Consider the following 22,108-nt stretch of genomic DNA (forward strand, 5'->3'; position numbering starts at 1 on the left):
AGGGAGGCATAGGCCTCCCTCTTCTTTTTGGTGTGCCTGCCATAGAGGCAGGCGGCAGTTCAGCTCAGGCTCACTTGTTCCAGCGATCCGGATCGTAATCCGGGCTGTAACGGTCGACGATGATGGCGCAGGCCGCATCCCCGGTGATGTTGAGCGCAGTGCGGATCATGTCGAACAGGCGATCCAGTGCAAACAGCAGCGGCAGCCCCTCGATGGGGATCCCGGCCGCCAGCAGCACGGCTACCACCAGGAAGCTCGGCCCCGGCACGCCGGCCTGACCGATTGCCCCCAAGGTCGCGGTCAGTATGATGGCCACCCAGGCGCCCATGGTCAGATCGATCTGATAGACCTGGGCGAAGAAGATGGCGACCAGGCCGTAATAGATGGCGTTGCCACTCATGTTGATGGTGGCGCCGAGCGGCAGCACGAAGGAGGCGGTGGCGTTGGTGACCTTCAGCTCCTGCTCGCAGGTCTCCATGTTGACCGGCAGGGTCGCCATGGAAGAGGCGGTGGAGAAGGCGACGATCTGCGGCTTCTTCATCGCCGAGAAGTACTTGCGCACCGGCGTGTTGGAGAAGATCACGATCAGCAGCGGGTAGACCACGAAGCCGAAGATCAGGATGGCGCCAACGTAGACCAGGAACAGCTTGAGCACCAGGGTCAGCACATCGAAGCCGTAGGTGCCGATGGCATCGGCCATCAGCCCGAATACCCCTATGGGAGCGATCAGCATCACCTTGTTGATCATCCAGACGAAGGCGTCGACCAGGGTGTTGAGCCCGTCCACCAGCGGCTTGGCCCGCTCGCGAGGCTGCTTGGCCAGCGCGATGCCGAGGAACATGCAGAACACCAGGATCTGCAGGATGTTCGCCTCGTTCAGGGACTGGAACACGTTGGTCGGGATCATGCCGAGCAGGGTGGCCACGGCATCCGGCAGGGCTCCCTTGTCGGCGTAGTCACCGGTAAACATCTCCGCCATGGTGCCGAATTCGACCCCGACCCCGGGCTTGAAGACCTGGCCCATCACCAGAGCCAGCAACACCGCCAGCGCCGAGGTGCCGAGGAAGAAGGCGAGCGTGGTGATGCCGATCTTGCCCGCGGCCGGGCTGGCCCCCAGATTGGCGGCCCCCGACAAGATGGCCACCGCCACCAGCGGGATCACCAGCATCTTGATCAGCTGGATGAAGAGGGTACCGAGCGGTGCGAAGACGGTGGCCTGTTCACCCATGAACGCCCCGACCAGTGCCCCCAGTACCATGGCGACCACGACCTGGAAGCCAATGTTCTTAATGAGTCCTTTTGTTAACACAGAATGTTCCTTTAATTAGCAATTATTCACACTTTCCCAGTGCAATCGACCACTTGGGGCCATAAAGCCTCGCCATTACGCTGGCGGCGCGCTTTATCTCATATTTATTCTCCGTTTAACATCGTGATTCCTGAACGTAGCGAACATTTGCATAGTGGCCACAAAGTGAAGACTCATAAGAAGCAATCGTTTTTTTCCCTGTTTCACCATGACAACCGCCAAAAAAGTGTGCTACGTTGGCTTGGCAAACGTGCATACAGGGAAGAAAAGATGCTGAAAGTTAACGAGTATTTTGATGGAAATGTTAAATCCATCGGTTTCGAGCAGAAAGGCGAGAAAGCCACCGTCGGTGTGATGGATGCGGGTGACTACCTGTTCAACACCGCCGCCCCCGAACGGATGACGGTGATCAAGGGTGCCCTGACCATCCAGCTGGCCGATGAAGATGAGTGGCACAGCTATGGCCAGGGCCAATCCTTCGACGTGGCCGGCCACTCCTCCTTCAAGCTGGTCGTGAAGACCCCGACTGCCTATCTGTGCGAGTTCCTCGACTGATAGCGGCGCAATGCGGGCCACGGGCGCCAACCCGCTCCCCGTGGCTCCTTTAGCCCAGCCTGTAGTGCCCCATTTCCACACCGCCATCACAAGCCGTCGCTTCCCCCCTTTCCATCGACTACAAAAAATTTACAATGTTTAGACGAAATCCATAATCGGAGTACGTCATGATCAGTGTCTTCGACCTGTTTTCCATCGGGATCGGCCCCTCCTCCTCCCACACAGTGGGACCGATGCGGGCCTCCTGTGCCTTCGTCAATGCACTCAAGCAGGCAGGGCACCTCTCCCGCACCGAGCGGGTCGTGGTCGAGTGCTATGGCTCCCTCGGCCAGACCGGCAAGGGTCATGGCACCGGCAAGGCCATCATCCTGGGGCTGGCCGGGTTTGAGCCGGAATTGGTGGATATCGAGGCCATCCCCGCCTTTCTGGGCCAGGTAGAGCACAGCCAGACGCTGCGCCTGGCAGGGGAGCAGCCGAGCCATTTCCCCCGGGTCGGCGCCATCATCTTCAACCGGCGCAAGACCCTGCCCGCCCACTCCAACGGCATGACACTGCGCGCCTTCGCAGCCGATGAGCTGCTGTTCGAGCAGACCTACTACTCCATCGGTGGCGGCTTCATCATCGAGGAGAGCCACTTCGCCAACGCCAAGGAGGAGGCGGCCAGGTTCGACGCCGCCCACCCCGTCCCCTACCCGTTCGAGAGCGGTGCCCAGCTGCTGGCCCACTGCCAGGAGAGCGGCCTCTCCATCTCCGGCCTGATGCTGGCCAACGAGAAGGTGTTTCGCAGCGAGCAGGAGATAAAGGCGGGCCTGCGCAAGATCTGGCAGGCGATGCAGGGCTGTGTCGAGCGCGGCTGTCGCAGCGAGGGGATATTGCCGGGCGGGCTCAAGGTGAAGCGCCGCGCCCCTGGCCTCTATCGCCAGCTCAACGGCGAGACCAACTTCAACAAGGATCCCCTGATGGTGATGGAGTGGGTGGATCTGTTTGCGCTCGCCGTCAACGAAGAGAACGCCGCCGGTGGCCGGGTGGTGACGGCGCCCACCAACGGCGCCGCCGGCATCATCCCGGCGGTGCTGCATTACTACGATCGCTTCGTGCGCAAGGTGGATGACGAGCTGCTGCTGCACTACTTCCTCACTGCCGCCGCCATCGGCATCCTATATAAGAAGAACGCCTCCCTGTCGGGGGCCGAGGTGGGTTGCCAGGGCGAAGTGGGTGTCGCCTGCTCCATGGCGGCCGGGGCCCTGGCCGAGCTGCTCGGCGGCAGCCCGGGGGTGGTCGAGAACGCCGCCGAGATCGGCATGGAGCACAACTTAGGGCTGACCTGCGATCCCATCGGCGGCCTGGTGCAGGTGCCCTGCATAGAGCGCAACGCCATGGGGGCGGTCAAGGCGATCAACGCCGCCCGGCTGGCCCTGCGCGGCACCGGCGAACACAAGGTGTCGCTGGACAAGGTGATCAAGACCATGTGGGAAACCGGCAACGACATGAAGACCAAGTACAAGGAGACGGCGCGCGGCGGCCTGGCTGTTAACATTACAGAATGTTAAAAAATGCTAATTGACTCCACTTCGTCCCACGATACCCGGCCAGGCCGGGTATTTTTTCGCGAAACGTTTGCCAAGCACTTAACAAAATGGATAACCATCAAAATTAATTTTATACTCGCGCCAGAGATTCAACAAAAATAGATCTGTTTCAACTTTTTTTAGGTATTGAACCGTTACACTGCGGTTATCTGGTTCATTGGCCTTTGTGACGACAGACCCGTCCCATGGATCACCCCCTTTCTGCGAGCGGGCATGACGCCCCCTTCTACCCTGAGGTAATTGTTACATGATCAGCGTTTTTGATATCTTCAAAATCGGTGTTGGCCCCTCCTCTTCCCACACTGTCGGCCCGATGAAAGCAGCCAAGCAGTTCGTGGATGATCTGCGTGCTGGCGGCAAGATCCGTGACATCACCCGGATCCAGGTCGACGTCTATGGCTCCCTCTCCTGGACCGGTAAAGGTCACCATACCGATACCGCTATCATCATGGGTCTGGCCGGCAACCTGCCGGAAAATGTCGACATCGACGGCATCCCCGAATTCATCTCCCGTGTCGAGCAGACCGGCCGCCTGCCGATCGGCCTGCATTGCCACACCGTCAGCTTCCCGCAGGGTGCCATGGTGTTCCATGACGAGGCCCTGCCGCTGCACGAAAACGGCATGAAGCTGACCGCCTTCATCGAAGATGAGGCTGTCTACAGCAAGACCTATTACTCCATCGGTGGTGGTTTCATCGTCGACGAAGAGAACTTCGGCAAGGCCGACAGCGGCGACATGTCGGTGAGCTACCCGTTCAAGAGCGCGGCCGAGCTGCTCGCCCACTGCAGCCAGACCGGTTTCTCCATCTCCGCCCTGATGCTGGAAAACGAGAAGTGCTTCAACACCCCGGAAGAGATCTACAAGAAGCTGGGCAAGATCTGGACCACCATGCGGGAAGGGATCGAGCGCGGCTGCCGCACCGAAGGGATCCTGGCCGGCCCGCTGCGCGTCCCCCGTCGTGCCGCCCCGCTCTACCGTCAGCTGACCACCAACGAGCATCTCTCCAACGATCCCATGAGCATCGTCGACTGGGTCAACATGTTTGCCCTGGCGGTGAGTGAAGAGAACGCCGCCGGTGGCCGCGTGGTCACCGCGCCGACCAACGGCGCCGCCGGTATCATCCCGGCCGTGCTGGCCTACTACGACAAGTTCATCCAACCGGTCGGCCGCGACGAATACACCCGCTTCTATCTGGCCTCCGCCGCCGTCGGCATGCTCTACAAGATGAACGCCTCCATCTCCGGCGCCGAAGTGGGCTGCCAAGGTGAAGTGGGTGTCTCCTGCTCCATGGCCGCCGCCGGCCTGACCGAACTGATGGGCGGCAGCCCGGAGCAGGTGTGTGAAGCCGCCGAGATCGGCATGGAACACAACCTGGGTCTGACCTGTGATCCGGTGGCCGGTCAGGTGCAGGTGCCCTGCATCGAGCGCAACGCCATCGCCGCCATGAAGGCGGTCAACTCCTCCCGCATGGCGCTGCGTCGCACCTCCAAGCCGCGCGTGTCACTGGACAAGGTGATCGAGACCATGTACATCACCGGCAAGGACATGGACTCCAAGTACCGTGAGACCTCCCGCGGTGGCCTGGCCATCAAGGTGATGCAGGTTGCCTGCGAATAAATCGCAAATCTGAGATGCAAAAAAGGCGGGGAATCCCGCCTTTTTTATTGCCTGTTATTCAGGCCCTGCTGATCAAACTGCCACCACCGATATTGCGCGGCCAGCCTCGGCTATTTCGGCCAAGGCGACACAGACCCGGCCCATTATTCCACGATGCGATCGGCCAGGGTCCCGACCGCCACCACAAAATAGTGGGAGCGATTCCAGTGACGCAGCACCCGATAATTGTCGTAGGCGAGATAGCTGCGCCCCTGGACATCGTCCGGCCGGATGAGGGAGGCCTGCATACCTACCCTAGGCAAGGCTGAGCCATCGAGCTGGCGTACCCCGAGCGCCTGCCAGGCCGACAACGGCTTGCGCCGCTCCAGCCCGAGCAGGGCGGGGTCCAGCGCCGCCGGCACTCTGACTCGCCGCCCCCAGGTTTCATCCTCGCGCCAGCCGTTCTGATGCAGATAATTGGCAGCCGAACCAAACACATCCGCGAGATTGCCCCACAGATCCTTCCTGCCGTCCCCATCCTGATCGACCGCATACTTGAGGAAGGACGAAGGCATGAACTGCACCTGCCCCATGGCCCCCGCCCAGGAGCCCTTGAAGTCAGCCGGGCTCACATGTCCCTGCTCTATGATGCGCAGGGCATCGAACAACTGGGCCTTGAAGAAGGCCTCCCGCCGCCCTTCCCAGGCCAGGGTCGTCAGCGACGATATCAGCGGAAAGTGTCCGGTCAATTTGCCGAAATTGGTTTCTATGCCCCACAAGGCGACAATAAAACGGGGTTGAACCCCATATTCATGGCCTATTTTGGTGAGCAACGGCAAATGCCGGCGATATAAGGCTCTCGCCTGATTGACTTTCCATTGGGGGACGGCACGGGGAATATAAGTATCCAGCGTCAGTTTAAATTCCGGCTGATTCTGATCGTGTTTGATGGCCGGCTCGATGATCCGGATATCGGCAAAGGCGGCGTCCAGGGTGGCGGCCGGGATCCCGGCCGCGAGCGCTTCCTGTCGCAGCCCGGCCACATACTGCGCAAAGTCGGGTCTGGCCTGCAGCGGCGCGCTTAATAGCGCCCCCAGCAATAACAGCGCCAACCGACCCTGCATCAGGCCGAGGCCTTTAATTGCGCCTTGTGTTGCTCCAGCAAATTCTCCGGCGGTGGGGGGACCTGCAGATAGAAGCCCTGCCGTTGCAGCGCCTCCATCACGCGCTCGGTCGAGGCGATCCCCAAGGGCTTGGCCGGGTCCAGCTTGGTCATCAAGACCAGCTCGGGACGACCGAAGGTACTCATCAGTGCCTCTGGCACACGGGAGAAATCCTCTCTTCTTTCAATAAAAAGATAGGTCTCGGCTTTTTTGCGACTTTTATAGACTGCACACAACATGGAAATTGATATAATCCGACGGGTTTATTGCCTCTGATGGTGGCAAACTATAACATCAGGAATTGAATAACAATAACGTATTACCGTCTCGGTTCGGGGAAGATTCATGGTTGAGCGCGATAACGAATTGAAAGGGACTACCTTCACTATTTCTGTGTTGCATCTCAGCGATGGCAATCCGGCGCGGATCCGTCAATTGTTGGCGGCCAAGGTCGCGCTGGCCCCCCAGTTTTTTAATTGCGCCCCCCTCGTCATCAATGTGGAGCGACTGGCTGCGATCCCGGACTTCGAGCAACTCAGGGAGTTGGTCGAGTCGGAAGACTTCGTGCTGGTCGGTATCACGGGGGCGCGCGATGAGGCGATGAAGACGGCGGCCAAGGCGGCGGGGCTGGCGGTCATGGTGTCGGGCAAGAGCCGCAAGGTGGAGCCCGAGCCACAACCCGTGCCAGTCCCACCCTCTGTCGAGACCCCGGCTACAGAGCCCACCCCTCTGGTGCCGAGCAAGGTGCACATCGGGCCGGTGCGTTCCGGCCAGCAGCTCTATGCCGCCGGCACCTCGCTGGTGGTGCTGGGCTCGGTCAGTCCGGGCGCCGAAGTCATCGCCGACGACAGCATCCATATCTATGGTGCCCTGCGTGGCAGGGCCATCGCCGGGGCCAAGGGCAATCCCCTTGCCCGCATTTATTGTCAGCAATTGCAGGCCGAGCTGCTCTCCATCGCTGGCACTTTCCAGCTGAGCGATGCTCTGCCGGCAGGCCTGATACAAGAGCCGGTCCATATCCGGCTGGACAACGAACAACTCCGTATAGACCGTATCAAATAGAGTTACAAGGAAGCGAGAATGGCGCGAATCATAGTCGTTACATCGGGCAAAGGTGGCGTTGGCAAGACCACTACCAGCGCGGCCCTGAGCACCGGTTTGGCTCAGCGTGGCCACAAGACAGTGGTCATCGATTTTGACATTGGCCTTAGAAATCTGGATCTCATCATGGGCTGCGAGCGGCGCGTGGTGTATGACTTCGTCAATGTGATCAATGGTGAAGCCAATCTCAACCAGGCGCTCATCAAAGACAAACGCTGCGAAAATCTGTTCATCCTGCCCGCCTCCCAGACCCGGGACAAGGACGCGCTGACCCGCGAAGGGGTCGAGAAGATCCTGGATCAGCTGGCAGAGATGAAGTTTGACTACATCGTCTGCGACTCCCCGGCCGGCATAGAGTCGGGCGCGCTGATGGCGCTCTACTTCGCCGACGAGGCCATCGTCACCACCAACCCGGAAGTCTCTTCCGTGCGTGACTCGGATCGCATCCTCGGCATCCTGGCCTCCAAGTCCCGCCGTGCCGAGCGCGGTGAAGACCCGATCAAGGAGCACCTGCTGCTGACCCGCTACTGCCCGACCCGCGTCAACCGCGGCGACATGCTGAGCGTGCAGGATGTGCAGGATATCCTGGCCATCAAACTGCTCGGGGTGATCCCGGAGTCCCAGGCGGTGCTGCGCGCCTCCAACTCGGGGGAGCCGGTCATTCTGGACAAGGAGTCCGATGCCGGTCAGGCCTATGAAGATGCCGTCTCGCGTTTGCTGGGCGACACCAAGGATTTTCGTTTTCTGGAAGAAGAAAAGAAGGGCTTCTTTAGCCGACTGTTCGGGAGTTAAACATGTCATTATTGGATTATTTTCGTTCCAACAAGAAACAAAACACCGCACAACTGGCCAAAGAGCGGTTGCAGATCATAGTCGCGCACGAGCGTTCATCCAGAGGGGGGCCGGATTACCTGCCCCAGCTCAAGCAGGACCTCCTCGACGTGATCCGCAAGTATGTGCAGATCGATCCGGACAAGATCACCGTCCAGCTCGACAAGAAGAGTGACGAGCTGTCGGTACTGGAGCTCAACATCACCTTCGCCGATGACAAGAAGGGATGAGCTGACGCCCCATGCGTGACCCCTTCCCTCAATGAAGACCGGATCCTGTAGCAGGATCCGGTTTTTTATTGCCCTCAAGAGTCCCGGCGTGACGCTGCACCTCGCCAAGGGGCAAGAGGCCAGCTAGAATACCGCGCGCCACCGTTCGCTCACGACGGGGCTTCTTATTTTTATTATCTGGAACAGATGACATATGTCTTTGAACGACGAAATGCACAGCGTCGAGGAACTGCTCGATACCGCCCTCGAACTCTTCATGGAGCTGGCCTCCGACAACCTGCCGGAGCAGGAGATCGCCCGCTTCAACCAGGAGTTCAACAGCCGTGGCCTGCTGGCCGAGAGCGATCCGGCCGATGACTGGGAAGCGGACGTGGGCTTCGCCGTGAGCGATGCCGAGTACGCCGAGATCTGGATCGGGCTGGGCAACGACGAGCAAGAGTATGAGCACCTGTTCGCCCGCATGCTGCTCTCCCGCCGTGTCGACGAGAAGTTCTGCCACATCGAATGGCTGCCCCAATAATTCCCGACCCCGATGATCCTGGCCACTATGCCTGGGAGTCGGAGCCTGACCCCGTGCGGCCGGCGCTGATGCGCCGCCTGCTGAGCTGGCTCGGCAGGCTGCTGCTGGGGGCTCTGCTGTGCTCCATCGTCTCGGTGGCGCTGCTGCGCTTCATCGATCCCCCCATGTGGACCTGGCGCATCGAGCGGGCCCTGTTCCCGCCCGCCAAGGTGGCCGAGGTCAGACACGACTGGGTGCCACTCGAGCGGATCTCGAAGGAGCTGCAGCTGGCGGTGATCGCCGCCGAGGATCAGCGCTTCGCCGAGCACAACGGCTTCGACATGGATGCCATCAGCTCGGCGCTCAAGCACAACCAGCGCAGCGAGCGGGTGCGCGGCGCCAGCACCCTGAGCCAGCAGACGGCGAAGAATCTCTTCATGTGGAGCGATCGCAGCTTCCTGCGCAAGGGGATAGAGGCCTGGTTTACCCTGCTGATGGAGCTCGGCTGGGACAAGTCCCGCATCCTCGAGATGTACCTGAACATAGTGGAGTTCGGGCCCGGCATCTATGGCGCCGAGGCCGCCGCCCAACACTACTTTGGCAAGCCGGCGGCACGCCTGACCCGCTACGAGGCCTCCCTGCTGGCGGCCGCCCTGCCCAACCCCTGGCGCTACAGAGTCAAGCCCCCCTCCCCCTATGTGCAACAGCGCTCGGCCTGGATCCGTCGGCAGATGGGGCAACTCGGCCAGGTCACCCTGAACAAGGTACACGAGGCCGGCTAGGGTTTGTCTGCACGCTCGGCCGCCGGCCCCAGGTGGCCGCCGATCGTCTCCCGATGCAGCGGCAGATAGTGCCACCACCAGGTCTCTCGCCGCCGCTTGATCTGCCGCCTGTGCTGTCGTCGTTTCATGCTACCCATGCCTCGTCCTGCCACCGGATGAAGACAGGTCTGTTAACCTTATGCCCTGACGCCCCCCTTGGGTAGGGCCGACTCGTTGCAGCCCCACTCTGGCCGCCCTGCACAATAATTGCTACAGTGGCGAACCTGGATGTATCTGGAGTGATTTCATGGAACAGCGTACCCCGGATCAGCTGGTCGAATGGGCCTATGATCAGTTTCTCGAGCAGGCCGCAGACATGCTGGCCCCCGAACAAATCGTCGACATCACCCTCGAGTTCGAGCAGCGTGGCGCCGTCGAGGCGACCCTGCCCAATGCCGACTGGTCGGCCGAACTCGGCGTGCCGGTCGACATGGAGCGCTGGGCCGAGGTGTGGGTCGGCTTGCTGGATCATCAGGAGGAGTTTGAGGTGATCTACGCCACCTTCCTGTTACCCCGCAGTCAGACCGAGCACGAGGTGTATGTTCGCTGGCACCGTCAGCAGCAGGCATAAGAAAGGCGCCATATAGGCGCCTTTCTCGTTTCTGATGTTCGACATCCCCGTTCATGGCCGCGCGGCGATCGCCTTGGCCAGACAGCGGCGGCACCAGCAGGCGCTCGCCTCGCTCATGGGCAAGGCGGGCAACTGGCTGCACCAGCACGCCGAGATGCTCTCGCCGGCTGACACGGCGCAGAAGGCCGGTTCACCGCAGCCCGGACAGCGATGGGTGCTGCGGGTGCCATCCAGTTCGGCCATGCGCGCCAGCTGGGCGTCGTCGTCCATGGCTGACCAGTGGCCGATCTCGGTCAGGGTGCGGCCGCAACCGAGGCAGAGCCTATCCTTGGCCTGGCAGTGGCCGATGCAGGGACTCGGCACTTATTCGCCGTCCTGTGCCTTGTCGGTGGCGGTGAGGCTGATGCTGTTGTCTTCGATGACAATCTTGCCCTGCTTGTAGAGGCCGCCGATGGCCTTCTTGAAGGTGCCCTTGCTCATGTTGAACATCTTGTAGATAAGCTCGGGTTCGCTCTTGTCCCCCACCGCCAGGCTGCCGCCCTGCTTCTGCAGACGGGTGAGGATACGGCCACCGGCATCATCCATCCGATCCAGCCCCGGCTTTTGCAGGGTCAGGTCCAGCTTGCCATCCTCACGCACCTGTTTGACCCAGGCCGTCAGCGGCCGGCCCGTCATCAGCCGGCCGAACACCTCATTCTTGAACAGCATGCCGGAATACTGGCCGTTGACGATCGCCTTGATGCCGAGGGGGGTATGCTCGCCCGGCAGGGCGGTCACCTCGTCACCGGCCTTGAAGGGAGGCAGATCGGTGCTGAGGAAGCGCTCGAGGCGGCTGGTGCCCACCATGCGCCCCTCGTTGTCCAGCATCAGGTGCACCAGATAGACGTGACCCACCTGCATCGGCTTGTTCTGCTCGCGGCTTGGCACGAACAGATCCTTCTTCATGCCCCAGTCGAGGAAGGCGCCGATCTTGTTGGCGTTGACCACCTTGAGGCCGACGATGTCGCCCACCATGGCAAACGGCTTGTCGGTGGTGATCACCGGCTCGCAATCGGCGTCCAGATAGAGGAACACGGACACCTCGCCCTCCTCGGCAACGCCTTCCGGCAACTGGCGCTTGGGCAGCAGCAGTTCGCCATATTCGCCCGCGGCGAGCCAGGCGCCACGATCTTCGAGTTCAACGACGGTGAGGGTGTTCATCTTGCCAATCTGTAACATGGTGATCTCTTCTTTCAATATCCGGATGGGCCCGCATTTCGTGCCCGTAAATAGATGCGCATTGCCCCTGTCACCCCGTGGACGATGACAGCCAGCTTCATTTCTCATGTAGGCGCGCATGTTACCTCAGAGCCGTGACAGGACCTAGCCCCTTGCCCGATCCCGCGCACGTTTTTCGCGTCAAACCGGCCCCCGGTTGGCGATATTATCGGCATTCGGCTGCCGATTTGCTGCATTTGACCCCATTTTTGGGTAGACTGCGCCGCCGTTAAATCCAGAGGAAGCGTCGATGAATCCAGCCACTCGAACCCGTCATCTCAATCAATGGATCCAGCACCACAGCGGACAGGACATGAGCTACCCGGCCCTGCACGGCTTTCTCTGTGCCCGTCTGGTGGGGCCGCAGGCCCCCGACTGGCAGGCACCGCTGACCGGTCTGTTGTCCCATGAAGTCGAGCTGGATGAGGAGAGTGCGGCGGCGCTACGGCACCTCATCGGCGAGCTGGAGGCCCAGGCCGATGCCGCCCAGCTCGCGCTGCCAAGCCAATGCCGCCTCTCCAATGAGACGCCGGAGCAGGTGTTCGCGCAGAGCCACCCCCTCGGCCAGTGGAGTTACGGCTTCAGCCAGGGCGTCACCCGCTGGCCCCCCCCTCAGGATCTGAACGATCCCGTCACCCAGCAGCGTTTCAGTCTCGCCGCCGAGCTTTGCCTGTTTCGTGACAGACCCATGGCCCGGATGCTGCATCAGGCCGCGGCCAGCGAGCTGCCTTTCATGGCGTTTTGCAAGCGCCAGCGCCAGCAGATGAAGACGGCCCTCAACCGGTTGCTGCAGTTGGATGAAGATGAGGCGGCACCACCCGCCCAGGAAGCGCTCGACACCGAGCAGAGTCAGCAATGGCAGCAGTGGTTCGAGTTGGCCGATGCCTGCCGCGACCCCCAGGATCGCCTCGGCTGGTTTGACAAGGTGATTGACGATGCCGCCCCGCTGCTCGATGAGGCCTTCTGGCAGCAGCATGAGGGCCATGGCTGGGGCGCAGCGGAGGCGCGTCCCCTGCTGGCGGCCAGGGCCGGTCGGGCCGACTGCCTGCTGCGGCTGGGGCAGCTGGCGCAAGCAAGGGAGCAGTACCTGGCCCTGCTGCGCCTCTGCCAGGCCGATGAGCCGGGCTGTCGTCATCCCCTCTCCAGCCTCTATGCCAGGCTGGGGGATTGGGCCGCCCTGCGCGCCCTGCTGCTGCGCTTCGATGAAGCTTCCAGCTGGCTGCTCTACAACCGGGCGCTGATGGTGTTTGTCTGCGAGGGAAGCGATGCGGCCCGTCCCCATCTGGTCGCCGCCCTCGCGGCCAACCCCCATGTGCCGGCATGTCTGCTGGGTCAGCGCAAGCTGCCAAGGCAGGAACCCAGCCACTGGCAGGCGGGCAGTCGCGATGAGGCGGCGCTCTATACGCTGCAGAGTCGCGAGGCCTGGCTCGACCACAATGCCTTGATCTGGTTACGTAAACACACCGTCACCAAGGCAAACTAAGCCTCGAACAGACCCGGGTGAAACAGAACACGTGCGCGACCGCACATTTCTCTGGTACTTGTTCAGACAAATGTCCTTGTGTTACGTATCATCAAGGTCAAAGTATCAAGAGAAACTGCACCCGATGCAGCCGTCACAGCAGGATGTCATATGTCAAAGATCATAGAGCTGCTCGCACACTATCCCCCTTATCAGCTGGTGCATGCCGCTGAGATGGTGCGCGACACCTTTGAACAGTTTTACCAACAACGTTACCAGCTGACGGTGCCCCAATGGCGCCTGATGATGGTGCTCGGTCCCAACTACCCCATCAGCCAGAAGGAGCTGGTGGAGGCGAGCGGGATGGACAAGGTGCGGATCTCCCGCGAGATCCACCGCCTGGTGGAGAAAGGGATACTGTTCACCGAGAGCAGCCCCCAGGACAAGCGGATCAGTCTGGTCTCCTTCACCCCGGCGGGGCTCACGCTGTTCCAGCAGCTCAAGACCGAAGCGGGCAGCTGGCAACACACCCTCACCGACTATCTGCCGAGCGAGGCGCGCCAGACCATTCGACTGCATCTGCAGAGTGTCAGCGACGCCATCGAACAACTGCACCTGCTGGACAATGAGCAACAGCCATGAACCTGAACAACTTCACCACCATGGACGTCAACATGCTGCTGAGCCTGGTCAACATGCAGCTGCGTGATCGTTACGATGATCTTGACGATCTCTGCAAGGCGCAGGATCTCGATCAGGCGGAGCTGATCGCCCGCCTCGCCAGCGCCGATTTTCACTATCGGCCGGATCAGAAGCAGTTCAGATAGGGATCCGGATCACAAGCTGTCGCAGGGGGCTGGCTCTGACGGCAAAAGCTGCTAAGGTGAGAGCAACCCCGCATAGACCAAAACCTGAGGTACGGATACATCAGGTTGTCATACAGGGGGACTAGCCTTACCTGAGACCTCATAGCCAAGGACGACACTATGATCCTGACCCGACAGACCAGCCTGATCATCCTCAGCGCCATCTTCATGATCAGCCTCTTCTCCCCTCATCTGCCCGAGAGTGCCGAGCAGTGGCTCAGCTGCCTGTTGCTGGGCTCACTGGTGGCGGTGTGCCTGATGGTCGGCAGCGGCTGTCGCCGCTTCATCTGGGATTGAGCCCTCTACATTCTTCTTCTTCGCCTTCCAGAAACAACAACGCAGCCATCAGGCTGCGTTGTTGTTTAGCGGCATCCGGTGTGTGACACACCGAAGAGTCCTATCAGAGCGCCAGGGTTTCCAGCTGCTCTTTCGCCTGCTCCAGGCCCTTGGCCTGAGCGTCCGGGCCCATGCCCATGCCTTCGGCGTAGATGAAGTCTACCTCGTTGATGCCGATGAAGCCGAGCACGGTACGCATGTAAGGGGTCACCAGATCGGTGGCGCTGCCGACGTGCATGCCGCCACGGGGGCTGATCACCAGGGCGCGGGTGTTCTCCACCAGGCCGACCGGGCCGGTCTCGGTGTAGCGGAAGGTCACGCCGGCACGGGCCACCAGGTCAATCCAGTTCTTCAGCTGGGTCGGGATGTTGAAGTTGTACATGGGGGCGGCAATCACCACCAGATCGCTCGCCTTCAACTCGGCGACCAGCTCATCGGACTGTGCCAGCACGGCCAGCTGACGCTCGCTCAGGTTCTCACCACCACGCAGACCCAGGGCCAGCTCGCCATCCAGCACCGGCAGATTGAGGGTGGCCAGGTCACGTACCGTGACGCTGTCATCCTGATGATCGGCAAGGAAGCCGTCGATCAGGGCGTTGGACTGAGAGTATTGACCCAGGATGCTGGACTTGAGTACGAGGATATTGGCCATGGTAACGCTCCATTTGGTTGTCAGTTGGACAGTACGACTGTCGATGGAGGTCACTATAAACATTGAGCTACAAGCCTGATAGCGAAAATAGATGCTCAAGTTATTCAAAATTTTTGACTATTGTTCATTTCATCGCCAAGGGGGCGATGACCTCGCGCCCCACCCTTGGCAGAACAAACGATTGCCGTTATGATTTGCCGCACTTTTTTCAGCGACCCGGATCCCATGGAACCCTCCCGCAGGCACTCCCCCTTTGCCGGCGCAATCTGGATGATGGTGGCAGGTCTCTGCTTCGCCGCCGTCAACAGCCTGAGCCAGTATGTCAGCTTCAAGCTCGGCCTCCCCTCGACCCAGGTCGCCTTTCATCAGTACCTGGTTGCCCTGATCTGTCTGCTGCCCTGGCTGATCCGCCATGGCCTGCGCCAATCCCTGATGACCAACCAGCTGCGGTTGCACCTGCTACGCGTCCTGCTCGCCGTCGTCGGCATCCAGTTCTGGCTCTGGGCGCTGGCAGTGCCCGTGCCCATCTGGCAGGGCATAGCGCTCCTGATGACCTCCCCGCTGTTTGCCACCCTGGGGTCTGCCCTGCTGCTCAAGGAGCAGGTGAGCCGGGCGCGCATCCTGGCCACCCTGGCGGGCTTTGTCGGCGCCATGCTGATCCTGGCTCCCTGGACCGACGACTTCAGCTGGGCCTCCTTGCTGCCGGTGGCGGCCGCGCTGTTCTGGGCCGGTTACTCCCTGCTGGTGCGCTACCAGGCGGCGAGCGAGTCGTCCCACACCATAGTGGTCTACCTGCTCATCTTCAGCACCCCGTTCAACGCCATGCTGGCCCTGCCGGAATGGCAGTGGCCAAGCGAAACCCAGTGGCTGCTGGTGGCGGCCTCCGGCGTACTCTCGGCGTTGGCCCAGATGTCCATCGCCCGCGCCTACAGCGTGGCCGAGGCCTCGTTCGTGCAGCCGTTCGACTTTGCCAAGCTGCCGATGAACGTGCTGGCTGGCTGGCTGGTGTTTGGCTGGGCGCCCCCCGGCCGATTGTGGCTGGGCGCCGCCATCATCATTGGCGCCATCACGCTGCTGACCCATCTGGAGCAGCGCGCCCACAGATCCGTTTCCTGAGGTACGCCATGCGTGCCTCTTTTTTTGTCTAACTCTTGGCCATCAACCACAACGACTTCAGGAGAGATCACATGTTTGGAACCGCTACCCGCCCCGGCGCCACCCGCGCCCTGCTGCTTGGCTCGGGGGAACTCGGCAAGGAAGTGGCCATCGAGCTGCAACGGTTCGGGATCGAGGTGATCGCCGCCGACCGCTATCCCCACGCCCCCGCCATGCAGGTGGCCCACGCCTCCCATGTGCTGGACATGCTCGATGGCGACGCCCTGCGCGCCCTGGTGGCCGAGGTCAAACCCGATCTCATCATCCCCGAGATTGAAGCCATCGCCACCGATACCCTGGCGCAGCTTGAGCAGAAAGGAGTCAGGGTCGTGCCCAATGCCCGAGCCACCAAGCTCACCATGAACCGGGAGGGGATCCGCCGCCTCGCCGCCGAGGAGCTGGGTCTGCCCACCTCCTCCTATCGATTCGCCCAGAGCCAGGAGGAGTTTGTCGCCGCGGTCCACGCCATCGGCCTGCCTTGCGTGGTGAAACCCGTGATGAGCTCGTCCGGCAAGGGCCAGAGCCTGCTGCGCGACCTCGCCAAGCTCGACGAGAGCTGGACCTATGCCCAGGAGGGTGGCCGCGCCGGCCGTGGCAAGGTGATCGTCGAGGGCTTCGTGCCCTTTGACTACGAGATCACCCTGCTCACGATCCGCGCCGTGGATGGCATCCACTTCTGCGATCCCATCGGCCACCGCCAGGAGGATGGCGACTACCGCGAGTCCTGGCAGCCCCAGCAGATGAGCGAGCTGGCGCTGGCCCGATCCAAAGAGGTCGCAGCCAAGGTGGTCGAGGCGCTCGGCGGCTACGGCCTGTTCGGGGTCGAGCTGTTTGTGCAGGGGGAAAACGTCTGGTTCAGCGAGGTCTCCCCTCGCCCCCATGACACCGGCATGGTGACCCTGATCTCCCAGGATCTCTCCGAGTTTGCCCTGCACGTGCGCGCCATCCTGGGCTTGCCCATCGGCACCATCACACCGTTCGGGCCGAGCGCCTCCGCCGTGGTGCTGCGGGAGGGCCACAGCCAGGACCTTCGCTATCAGGGGATTGGCGAGGCGCTGTCTCTGGTGCCGGGTGCCCAGCTGCGACTGTTCGGCAAGCCCGAGATCGCCGGTCGCCGCCGGCTCGGGGTGGCACTGGCCCGTGGTCAGCACTGTGACGAGGCGGTCGAGCGGGCCAAGGCCGTCGCCGCCAGGGTCGAGGTGATCTTCTAGGGAAAAGCCACGCCGGCATGATCGGGCGCAAGGGGCATCGAAATGCCCCTTTTGCATTTCTGCGTCCGGCTTATAATCCAGAGTTCAATTTAGTCAGGAGTAGATGATGTTAGCTGCCGTGATCTTCGATATGGATGGTGTTCTGATCGATTCTGAACCCTTTTGGCAACGGGCCCAGATGGCCGTGTTCTCCGAACTGGGCCACCCCCACACGGAAGAGGATTGCCACTCCACCATAGGGGTACGCATCGATCAGCTGGTGGCGCACTGGTATCGGCTGCGCCCCTGGAGCGGCCCCAGCCAGGAGGAGGTGGTGCAGCGCATCCTGGATCGGGTCATCGCACTCATCCTGCAGGAGGGCGAGGCCAAGGAGGGGGTGCTGGCGGCACTGACCCTGATCGAGGCGCAGGGACTCAAGATAGGACTGGCCACCTCCTCCCCCTTCAACATGGTGGAGGCGGTGCTCGGCAAGCTCGGCATCAAGGATCGCTTCCTCGCGGTCCACTCCGCCGAGGTGGAGCGCTTCGGCAAGCCTCATCCCGATGTCTATATCCATGCGGCCGAGAAGCTCGGGGTCCTGCCGGTGCATTGCCTCGCCATCGAGGACAGCTTCACCGGCCTGCTGGCGGCCAAGGCGGCCTCCATGCAGGCGCTGATCGTGCCGGACCCGGCGCTGGTGGGAGATCCCCGTCTCGCCATCGCCGATCACCAGCTGCGATCGCTGGCCGAGCTGAATGCCGCCACCTTGGCCAACTGGATAGCGTGAATGGCTTGAGGTGCTGATCGTTTCCATGAGCCCGGCTCTGGTGGGGGATCCCCGTCTCGCCATCGCCGATCATCAGCTGCGATCGCTGGCCGAGCTGGATGCCGCCATGCTGGCCAACTGGATGGCATGAGTGGCCTGAGGTGCTGATCGTATCCATGAGCCCGGCGCTGGTGGGGGATCCCCGTCTCGCCATCGCCGATCACCAGCTGCGCACCCTGGCCGAACTGGATGCCGCCACCTTGGCCAACTGGATAGCGTGAATGGCTTGAGGTGCTGATCGTTTCCATGAGCCCGGCGCTGGTGGGGGATCCCCGTCCCACTATCGCCGATCACCAGCTGCGATCGCTGGCCGAGCTGGATGCCGCCACCTTGGCCAACTGGATAGCGTGAATGGCTTGAGGTGCTGATCGTATCCATGAGCCCGGCGCTGGTGGGGGATCCCCGTCTCGCCATCGCCGATCACCAGCTGCGCACCCTGGCCGAACTGGATGCCACCATGCTGGCCAGCTAGGCCTAGTGACGCCGACCTCCTCGCAGCCAGGCCTCCGGCAGGGGCTGCCGTAAACGTGCGCCTGCTCGCGGTTGCGCCGCCTCTCGCCGACTAGAATCAGGAGAGAGGCGGCCAGTTCGGCCCGAGGAGGTCACCATGATCGAGTACACCAGCAAGCGCATCGTCTGCCCCCACTGCGGCCACCACACCCGGGTCGAGCTGGATGCCAGCCAGGGGGATCAGGAGTTCTACGAGGATTGCATGGCCTGTTGCAACCCCATCCACCTGCGTCTGCACCTGGATGAGGCGCGCGACTGCCTGCAGCTGTTTGTGGATGCGGACGACGAGCAGATGTTCTGATTGCGGTTTCGATGGCCTGGCCTAAATCAGGCGGCCAGTGTCAACGCGATCATGATGATGGCGCTCGCCCCATGGCAGACAACCTGAGGGGGGCGTATCACAGCCTGGTCGCAGCGGGCTCAGCCTGTCCTGTGGCAGGTACTTCGCAGACAATGAGTGACGGCAGCGGCGCCATAGCGTCTAGAGCATGCCCACCTCCCCTCACATGTCCCTGCTCAACCAATTCCCCCATAGAAAAAAGCCCCTCGGAGAACCTCAAATCATCCTGAAGTTCGCCAAGGGGCCTTGTCGCTTATGTGATGGTTGTCGGCTCATGGATGTGCCAGACACATGAAGTGTAGGCCCGGTTTCCTCCATCGGCCAGAGTCTGACGCTCAGGGTCCGTCAGGCCAAGCAGGCCAGAGGTTTAACAGCCACACTGGGGATGGCGTTCATCCTCGCCACATGGTTCTTCTGTTCATTCCTTTAAGCCCGTCAGCTCGATGGGCTTCTTTTTTTGGCAGTGCCATTTGAGTTGCGTGGAACAGATCCATCACGGCATGCCGTTCTGCCGTGACTGGTGCGTCGTTTCGTCTTCCGTTCACGGGATCGAAAAGGGCCCGCATGATGCGGGCCCTTTTGAAGTTGAGGCGTGAACTCCGGCGGATCAGGCCGGCTGGCGTGCTGCCAGCACCCGCTCCACCGTATCGACGATGGCCTGGGTCTGGGGATCGATCTCGATGTTGGTACGCCAACCCGCCTTGACCCAGCCCAGGTTGGTGCGGGCCAGGGTCTCGGGGATCAGGTTGACGCAGAACTCAGCCCCCCGCACCTCGCCCACCGTCAGGCTGATGCCGTCGATGCCGATGTAGCCCTTGGTCAGCACGTATTTCATCAACTCGGGGGCGAGGCGATACCAGACCTGGCGGTTGTTGGGGGTGTCGATGACGGCGCTCACCTCCGCCGTGCCCATGATGTGGCCGGACATGGCGTGACCGCCTATCTCGTCGCCAAAACGGGCGGCCCGCTCCAGGTTCACCTTGTCCCCCAGCTGCAGGCTGCCGAGGTTGGTGACCGCCAGGGTCTCCTGCATCAGATCGAAGCTGACCAGCGCCCCCTCGATGCGGGTGACCGTCAGGCAGCAACCGTTGTGGGCCACCGAGGCGCCGAGCGCCAGTCCCTCTCCCCAGGCCGGGTTCGGCATGCGGATCACGTGGGTGCGAAAGTTGGGCAGCGCCTCTATGGCCACCAGTTCGGCGGTCCCCTGTACTATGCCGGTGAACATGTCTCGTCTCCTGCTATGACAAAAATCGCTGGCAGGTTAACCCCGTCCACCGGCTCAGACAAGCGCGCCGGCTGACAAGCACCGGTCCGATCGCTATAGTGGCGAACTATGCACTCTGTCGATTGAGGATGAAATAATGCAGGTATATCAATGTTGTGAGGCCATTCGCATCGCCTATAACCAGATTGGGTCCGGTGAGCAGGGCTATGTGCCGCAGGCCATCGCCGCCAGCATCCGGGCACTCGACGCCGTGGCCAGCGACGAGCGGGTCCCCGCCGAGCTACGCCAGCAGGCCGCCTACGCCGCCGCCAACCTGCTGATCAGCGATCACGAAGACGCCTGATCCCCCCACGCAGGGCCCGCCAACCGTTTCACGTTGGCTGATTTTCAGGCTAGAATGACACCCCCGCATTTTGTCTCCTCCCGGTGAGGAGACAAAAGCTCTTCTCATTTACCCGTTCTTTTCTCTTTTATCTGATCCACTCGGAGGTGTCAGTGCAACGTTATTGGACCGAGGCGAAGCAGCTCGTTCGCCTAGCCAGCCCCATTCTGGTGGCCCAGGTGGCCCAGATCGCCATGAGCTTCGTCGATACCGTGATGGCGGGACAGGTCAGTGCCGTGGATCTCGCGGCGGTGTCGGTCGCCTCCAGCTTCTGGCTGCCGATCATCCTGCTGACGCAAGGCATCATCATGGCGCTCACCCCCATCGTCTCCCAGCTCAACGGGGCCCGCAAACGGGACGAGGTACGCCCGGCCGTGCACCAGGGCTTCTGGCTGGCGCTGATGGTGATCCCCTTCGCCATGCTGGCGCTCTACTTCAGCCCGCTGGCGCTGCATATAATGGACGTGGATCCGGTCATGGCCGCCAAGACCACGGGCTTCCTGCACGCCATCCTGTGGGGCCTGCCCGCCTTCGTGCTGTTCCAGGTGCTGCGCAACTTCAGCGAGGGGCTCTCCCACACCATGCCCACCATGGTGATAGGCTTCGTCGGGCTGGCGGTCAACATCCCCGCCAACTACATCTTCATCCACGGCCACTTCGGCATGCCCAAGCTCGGCGGGGTCGGCTGTGGGGTGGCCACCGCCATAGTGCTCTGGGCCATGCTGCTGGCGATGATCCTCTACGTGAAGCTCTCCCCTCACTTCAAGACCATCAACCTGTTCGCCCAGCTCGCTCGCCCCAACGGCAGCCGGATCTGGCGCCTGTTCCGACTCGGCTTCCCCATCGCCATGGCGATCTTCTGCGAGGTGACCCTGTTCACCGTGGTGGCCCTGATGCTGGCACCGTTCGGGGCGGAGACGGTGGCGAGCCACCAGATCGCCCTGAACTTCTCCAGCCTGGTGTTTATGCTGCCGCTCTCGATTGGCGTCGGCGTCACCATCCGGGTCGGCCACAGCATAGGGGAAGGACAACCGGCCCACGCCCGGGTCGCCGCCCGTACCGGCCTGATGCTGGGCATGGCGGTCGCCGCCGGCACCGCCGCCCTGACGGTGCTGCTGCGCGAGCATATCGCGGGTATCTACACCGATGACATCCAGGTGATCACCCTCGCCGCCACCCTGCTGTTCTTCGCCGCCATCTATCAGGTGTCCGACTCGGTGCAGGTGGTCGCGGCCGCGGCCCTGCGTGGCTACAAGGACACCAAGGCGATCTTCTACGTCACCATAGTCGCCTACTGGGGGCTGGGGCTGCCGACCGGCATGATGCTGGGGCTGACCGACTGGGTGGTGCCACGCATGGGACCGCAGGGCTTCTGGATAGGCTTCATCGTCGGCCTGACCGGCGCGGCCCTGATGCTGGGCACCCGGCTGCGACTCATCTATGGTCGCTTCGCGAGCCCCGAGGCCTGCACCACCCTTTCCCGGGCCCAGTGACGGACGTCCGGACCCGCTCCCGTGAGCTGCTCGCCTGCAAAATCAACAGGCTGCGCAAGAACTGGGCAAACAGTCTCCTTTGTGCATGTCCCTTGTTGACAGCCTAGGGGGGCATGGGTAGTATGCCGACCACGCCAGCAATGCTGGC

General features: G+C 61.9%; 27 protein-coding genes and 1 pseudogene. 20 read left to right on the top strand and 8 right to left on the bottom strand.

Annotated elements, in window-relative coordinates:
• Positions 1-70 precede the first annotated feature (70 nt).
• Positions 71-1,309, bottom strand: coding sequence for a dicarboxylate/amino acid:cation symporter (locus tag KW821_RS15950; protein ID WP_084228415.1), 1,239 nt, complete (start codon positions 1,307-1,309; stop codon positions 71-73).
• Positions 1,310-1,579: 270 nt separating this feature from the next.
• On the opposite strand from KW821_RS15950, the gene KW821_RS15955 reads away from it, so the two are divergent.
• The 3 genes from KW821_RS15955 (at position 1,580) to KW821_RS15965 (ending at position 5,071) form a co-directional block, all read left to right on the top strand.
• Positions 1,580-1,864 (top strand): pyrimidine/purine nucleoside phosphorylase, encoded by a 285-nt coding sequence (locus KW821_RS15955; protein WP_042654848.1) that lies wholly within the window; start codon positions 1,580-1,582, stop codon positions 1,862-1,864.
• Positions 1,865-2,031: 167 nt separating this feature from the next.
• Positions 2,032-3,414 carry an L-serine ammonia-lyase gene (locus tag KW821_RS15960; RefSeq protein ID WP_042654849.1) on the top strand — a complete coding sequence of 461 codons (1,383 nt, stop codon included), beginning with the start codon at positions 2,032-2,034 and terminating at the stop codon, positions 3,412-3,414.
• A gap of 286 nt (positions 3,415-3,700) precedes the next feature.
• Entirely contained in the window at positions 3,701-5,071 is a 1,371-nt protein-coding gene (locus tag KW821_RS15965) for an L-serine ammonia-lyase (RefSeq protein ID WP_042654850.1), read from the top strand.
• Positions 5,072-5,214: 143 nt separating this feature from the next.
• Here the strand turns inward: KW821_RS15965 and KW821_RS15970 are convergent, their stop codons facing one another.
• Positions 5,215-6,174 carry a lytic transglycosylase domain-containing protein gene (locus KW821_RS15970; protein WP_218292138.1) on the bottom strand — a complete coding sequence of 320 codons (960 nt, stop codon included), beginning with the start codon at positions 6,172-6,174 and terminating at the stop codon, positions 5,215-5,217.
• Positions 6,174-6,452 (bottom strand): YcgL domain-containing protein, encoded by a 279-nt coding sequence (locus KW821_RS15975; protein WP_042654852.1) that lies wholly within the window; start codon positions 6,450-6,452, stop codon positions 6,174-6,176. The genes KW821_RS15970 and KW821_RS15975 overlap by 1 nt, the downstream gene beginning before the upstream one ends.
• A gap of 106 nt (positions 6,453-6,558) precedes the next feature.
• On the opposite strand from KW821_RS15975, the gene minC reads away from it, so the two are divergent.
• From minC to mtgA, 5 genes are all read left to right on the top strand, one after another.
• Positions 6,559-7,275 carry a septum site-determining protein MinC gene (gene minC, locus KW821_RS15980; RefSeq protein WP_218292139.1) on the top strand — a complete coding sequence of 239 codons (717 nt, stop codon included), beginning with the start codon at positions 6,559-6,561 and terminating at the stop codon, positions 7,273-7,275.
• A gap of 18 nt (positions 7,276-7,293) precedes the next feature.
• Entirely contained in the window at positions 7,294-8,106 is an 813-nt protein-coding gene (gene minD, locus KW821_RS15985) for a septum site-determining protein MinD (RefSeq protein ID WP_042654854.1), read from the top strand.
• A gap of 2 nt (positions 8,107-8,108) precedes the next feature.
• Positions 8,109-8,375, top strand: a complete 267-nt coding sequence (gene minE, locus KW821_RS15990; protein ID WP_005311265.1) for a cell division topological specificity factor MinE — start codon at positions 8,109-8,111, stop codon at positions 8,373-8,375.
• A 193-nt stretch (positions 8,376-8,568) separates the two neighbouring features.
• Complete coding sequence (locus KW821_RS15995; protein ID WP_042654855.1) at positions 8,569-8,895, top strand: HI1450 family dsDNA-mimic protein; 327 nt, start codon at positions 8,569-8,571, stop codon at positions 8,893-8,895.
• A gap of 53 nt (positions 8,896-8,948) precedes the next feature.
• Positions 8,949-9,656 carry a monofunctional biosynthetic peptidoglycan transglycosylase gene (mtgA, locus tag KW821_RS16000; protein WP_218292209.1) on the top strand — a complete coding sequence of 236 codons (708 nt, stop codon included), beginning with the start codon at positions 8,949-8,951 and terminating at the stop codon, positions 9,654-9,656.
• Here the strand turns inward: mtgA and KW821_RS21735 are convergent.
• A complete protein-coding gene (locus KW821_RS21735) occupies positions 9,653-9,784 on the bottom strand; it encodes a hypothetical protein (RefSeq protein ID WP_256351777.1) in 132 nt (43 codons plus the stop codon). The genes mtgA and KW821_RS21735 overlap by 4 nt on opposite strands.
• Positions 9,785-9,942: 158 nt before the next feature.
• Here KW821_RS21735 and KW821_RS16005 point away from each other — a divergent pair, with 158 nt between their 5' ends.
• Positions 9,943-10,266 carry an HI1450 family dsDNA-mimic protein gene (locus tag KW821_RS16005; protein WP_042654857.1) on the top strand — a complete coding sequence of 108 codons (324 nt, stop codon included), beginning with the start codon at positions 9,943-9,945 and terminating at the stop codon, positions 10,264-10,266.
• A gap of 51 nt (positions 10,267-10,317) precedes the next feature.
• On the opposite strand, the gene KW821_RS16010 is transcribed toward KW821_RS16005, so the two are convergent.
• Together KW821_RS16010 and KW821_RS16015 are read right to left on the bottom strand one after the other, a co-directional pair.
• Positions 10,318-10,629, bottom strand: a complete 312-nt coding sequence (locus KW821_RS16010; protein ID WP_218292140.1) for a DUF1289 domain-containing protein — start codon at positions 10,627-10,629, stop codon at positions 10,318-10,320.
• The gene (locus KW821_RS16015; protein WP_218292141.1) at positions 10,630-11,502 is read right to left on the bottom strand and encodes a S1 RNA-binding domain-containing protein; all 873 of its coding nucleotides are present in this window, start codon (positions 11,500-11,502) and stop codon (positions 10,630-10,632) included.
• 271 nt (positions 11,503-11,773) lie between these two features.
• On the opposite strand from KW821_RS16015, the gene KW821_RS16020 reads away from it, so the two are divergent.
• From KW821_RS16020 to KW821_RS16035, 4 genes are all read left to right on the top strand, one after another.
• On the top strand, positions 11,774-13,006 hold the full coding sequence (locus KW821_RS16020) for a UPF0149 family protein (protein ID WP_218292142.1): 1,233 nt from the start codon (positions 11,774-11,776) through the stop codon (positions 13,004-13,006).
• Positions 13,007-13,156: 150 nt separating this feature from the next.
• Complete coding sequence (locus KW821_RS16025) at positions 13,157-13,627, top strand: MarR family winged helix-turn-helix transcriptional regulator (protein WP_042653740.1); 471 nt, start codon at positions 13,157-13,159, stop codon at positions 13,625-13,627.
• Positions 13,624-13,812 carry a DUF4250 domain-containing protein gene (locus KW821_RS16030; RefSeq protein WP_218292143.1) on the top strand — a complete coding sequence of 63 codons (189 nt, stop codon included), beginning with the start codon at positions 13,624-13,626 and terminating at the stop codon, positions 13,810-13,812. Before KW821_RS16025 ends, KW821_RS16030 begins: the two co-directional genes overlap by 4 nt.
• A gap of 159 nt (positions 13,813-13,971) precedes the next feature.
• Positions 13,972-14,148 (top strand): hypothetical protein, encoded by a 177-nt coding sequence (locus KW821_RS16035; protein WP_126623314.1) that lies wholly within the window; start codon positions 13,972-13,974, stop codon positions 14,146-14,148.
• Between the two features lie 103 nt (positions 14,149-14,251).
• Here KW821_RS16035 and KW821_RS16040 read toward each other — a convergent pair whose 3' ends face one another.
• A complete protein-coding gene (locus KW821_RS16040) occupies positions 14,252-14,839 on the bottom strand; it encodes an FMN-dependent NADH-azoreductase (RefSeq protein ID WP_218292144.1) in 588 nt (195 codons plus the stop codon).
• 225 nt (positions 14,840-15,064) lie between these two features.
• Here KW821_RS16040 and KW821_RS16045 point away from each other — a divergent pair, with 225 nt between their 5' ends.
• The 5 genes and pseudogenes from KW821_RS16045 (at position 15,065) to KW821_RS16060 (ending at position 18,821) form a co-directional block, all read left to right on the top strand.
• Positions 15,065-15,955: a DMT family transporter gene (locus tag KW821_RS16045; protein ID WP_042653772.1), complete on the top strand. Its 891-nt coding sequence runs from the start codon at positions 15,065-15,067 to the stop codon at positions 15,953-15,955.
• 71 nt (positions 15,956-16,026) lie between these two features.
• Positions 16,027-17,205, top strand: coding sequence for a formate-dependent phosphoribosylglycinamide formyltransferase (gene purT / locus KW821_RS16050; RefSeq protein WP_218292145.1), 1,179 nt, complete (start codon positions 16,027-16,029; stop codon positions 17,203-17,205).
• Positions 17,206-17,311: 106 nt separating this feature from the next.
• Positions 17,312-17,971, top strand: a complete 660-nt coding sequence (gene hxpB, locus KW821_RS16055; RefSeq protein WP_218292146.1) for a hexitol phosphatase HxpB — start codon at positions 17,312-17,314, stop codon at positions 17,969-17,971.
• A 394-nt stretch (positions 17,972-18,365) separates the two neighbouring features.
• Positions 18,366-18,482 (top strand): annotated as a pseudogene (locus tag KW821_RS21915) (hexitol phosphatase HxpB); the annotation flags it as partial.
• Positions 18,483-18,617: 135 nt separating this feature from the next.
• A complete protein-coding gene (locus KW821_RS16060; protein ID WP_017412080.1) occupies positions 18,618-18,821 on the top strand; it encodes a CPXCG motif-containing cysteine-rich protein in 204 nt (67 codons plus the stop codon).
• A 646-nt stretch (positions 18,822-19,467) separates the two neighbouring features.
• Here KW821_RS16060 and KW821_RS16065 read toward each other — a convergent pair.
• Positions 19,468-20,085, bottom strand: coding sequence for a riboflavin synthase subunit alpha (locus tag KW821_RS16065; RefSeq protein ID WP_218292147.1), 618 nt, complete (start codon positions 20,083-20,085; stop codon positions 19,468-19,470).
• A gap of 136 nt (positions 20,086-20,221) precedes the next feature.
• On the opposite strand from KW821_RS16065, the gene KW821_RS16070 reads away from it, so the two are divergent.
• Positions 20,222-20,428: a YaeP family protein gene (locus KW821_RS16070; protein ID WP_042653731.1), complete on the top strand. Its 207-nt coding sequence runs from the start codon at positions 20,222-20,224 to the stop codon at positions 20,426-20,428.
• Between the two features lie 152 nt (positions 20,429-20,580).
• Positions 20,581-21,960, top strand: coding sequence for an MATE family efflux transporter (locus tag KW821_RS16075; protein ID WP_218292148.1), 1,380 nt, complete (start codon positions 20,581-20,583; stop codon positions 21,958-21,960).
• Positions 21,961-22,108 lie beyond the last annotated feature (148 nt).

This window comes from Aeromonas sp. sif2416 (assembly GCF_019218665.1).
Lineage (GTDB): Bacteria > Pseudomonadota > Gammaproteobacteria > Enterobacterales > Aeromonadaceae > Aeromonas > Aeromonas encheleia.

What these genes read in the sequence shown, in the direction of transcription:
- KW821_RS15955 (WP_042654848.1), top strand. Translation starts at nt 1,580, where the DNA reads ATGCTGAAAGTTAACGAGTATTTTGATGGAAATGTTAAATCCATCGGT.
- KW821_RS15960 (WP_042654849.1), top strand. Translation starts at nt 2,032, where the DNA reads ATGATCAGTGTCTTCGACCTGTTTTCCATCGGGATCGGCCCCTCCTCC.
- KW821_RS15965 (WP_042654850.1), top strand. Translation starts at nt 3,701, where the DNA reads ATGATCAGCGTTTTTGATATCTTCAAAATCGGTGTTGGCCCCTCCTCT.
- KW821_RS15970 (WP_218292138.1), bottom strand. Translation starts at nt 6,174, where the DNA reads ATGCAGGGTCGGTTGGCGCTGTTATTGCTGGGGGCGCTATTAAGCGCG.
- KW821_RS15975 (WP_042654852.1), bottom strand. Translation starts at nt 6,452, where the DNA reads ATGTTGTGTGCAGTCTATAAAAGTCGCAAAAAAGCCGAGACCTATCTT.
- minC (WP_218292139.1), top strand. Translation starts at nt 6,559, where the DNA reads ATGGTTGAGCGCGATAACGAATTGAAAGGGACTACCTTCACTATTTCT.
- minD (WP_042654854.1), top strand. Translation starts at nt 7,294, where the DNA reads ATGGCGCGAATCATAGTCGTTACATCGGGCAAAGGTGGCGTTGGCAAG.
- minE (WP_005311265.1), top strand. Translation starts at nt 8,109, where the DNA reads ATGTCATTATTGGATTATTTTCGTTCCAACAAGAAACAAAACACCGCA.
- KW821_RS15995 (WP_042654855.1), top strand. Translation starts at nt 8,569, where the DNA reads ATGTCTTTGAACGACGAAATGCACAGCGTCGAGGAACTGCTCGATACC.
- KW821_RS21735 (WP_256351777.1), bottom strand. Translation starts at nt 9,784, where the DNA reads ATGAAACGACGACAGCACAGGCGGCAGATCAAGCGGCGGCGAGAGACC.
- KW821_RS16005 (WP_042654857.1), top strand. Translation starts at nt 9,943, where the DNA reads ATGGAACAGCGTACCCCGGATCAGCTGGTCGAATGGGCCTATGATCAG.
- KW821_RS16020 (WP_218292142.1), top strand. Translation starts at nt 11,774, where the DNA reads ATGAATCCAGCCACTCGAACCCGTCATCTCAATCAATGGATCCAGCAC.
- KW821_RS16025 (WP_042653740.1), top strand. Translation starts at nt 13,157, where the DNA reads ATGTCAAAGATCATAGAGCTGCTCGCACACTATCCCCCTTATCAGCTG.
- KW821_RS16030 (WP_218292143.1), top strand. Translation starts at nt 13,624, where the DNA reads ATGAACCTGAACAACTTCACCACCATGGACGTCAACATGCTGCTGAGC.
- KW821_RS16035 (WP_126623314.1), top strand. Translation starts at nt 13,972, where the DNA reads ATGATCCTGACCCGACAGACCAGCCTGATCATCCTCAGCGCCATCTTC.
- KW821_RS16040 (WP_218292144.1), bottom strand. Translation starts at nt 14,839, where the DNA reads ATGGCCAATATCCTCGTACTCAAGTCCAGCATCCTGGGTCAATACTCT.
- KW821_RS16045 (WP_042653772.1), top strand. Translation starts at nt 15,065, where the DNA reads ATGGAACCCTCCCGCAGGCACTCCCCCTTTGCCGGCGCAATCTGGATG.
- purT (WP_218292145.1), top strand. Translation starts at nt 16,027, where the DNA reads ATGTTTGGAACCGCTACCCGCCCCGGCGCCACCCGCGCCCTGCTGCTT.
- hxpB (WP_218292146.1), top strand. Translation starts at nt 17,312, where the DNA reads ATGTTAGCTGCCGTGATCTTCGATATGGATGGTGTTCTGATCGATTCT.
- KW821_RS16060 (WP_017412080.1), top strand. Translation starts at nt 18,618, where the DNA reads ATGATCGAGTACACCAGCAAGCGCATCGTCTGCCCCCACTGCGGCCAC.
- KW821_RS16065 (WP_218292147.1), bottom strand. Translation starts at nt 20,085, where the DNA reads ATGTTCACCGGCATAGTACAGGGGACCGCCGAACTGGTGGCCATAGAG.
- KW821_RS16070 (WP_042653731.1), top strand. Translation starts at nt 20,222, where the DNA reads ATGCAGGTATATCAATGTTGTGAGGCCATTCGCATCGCCTATAACCAG.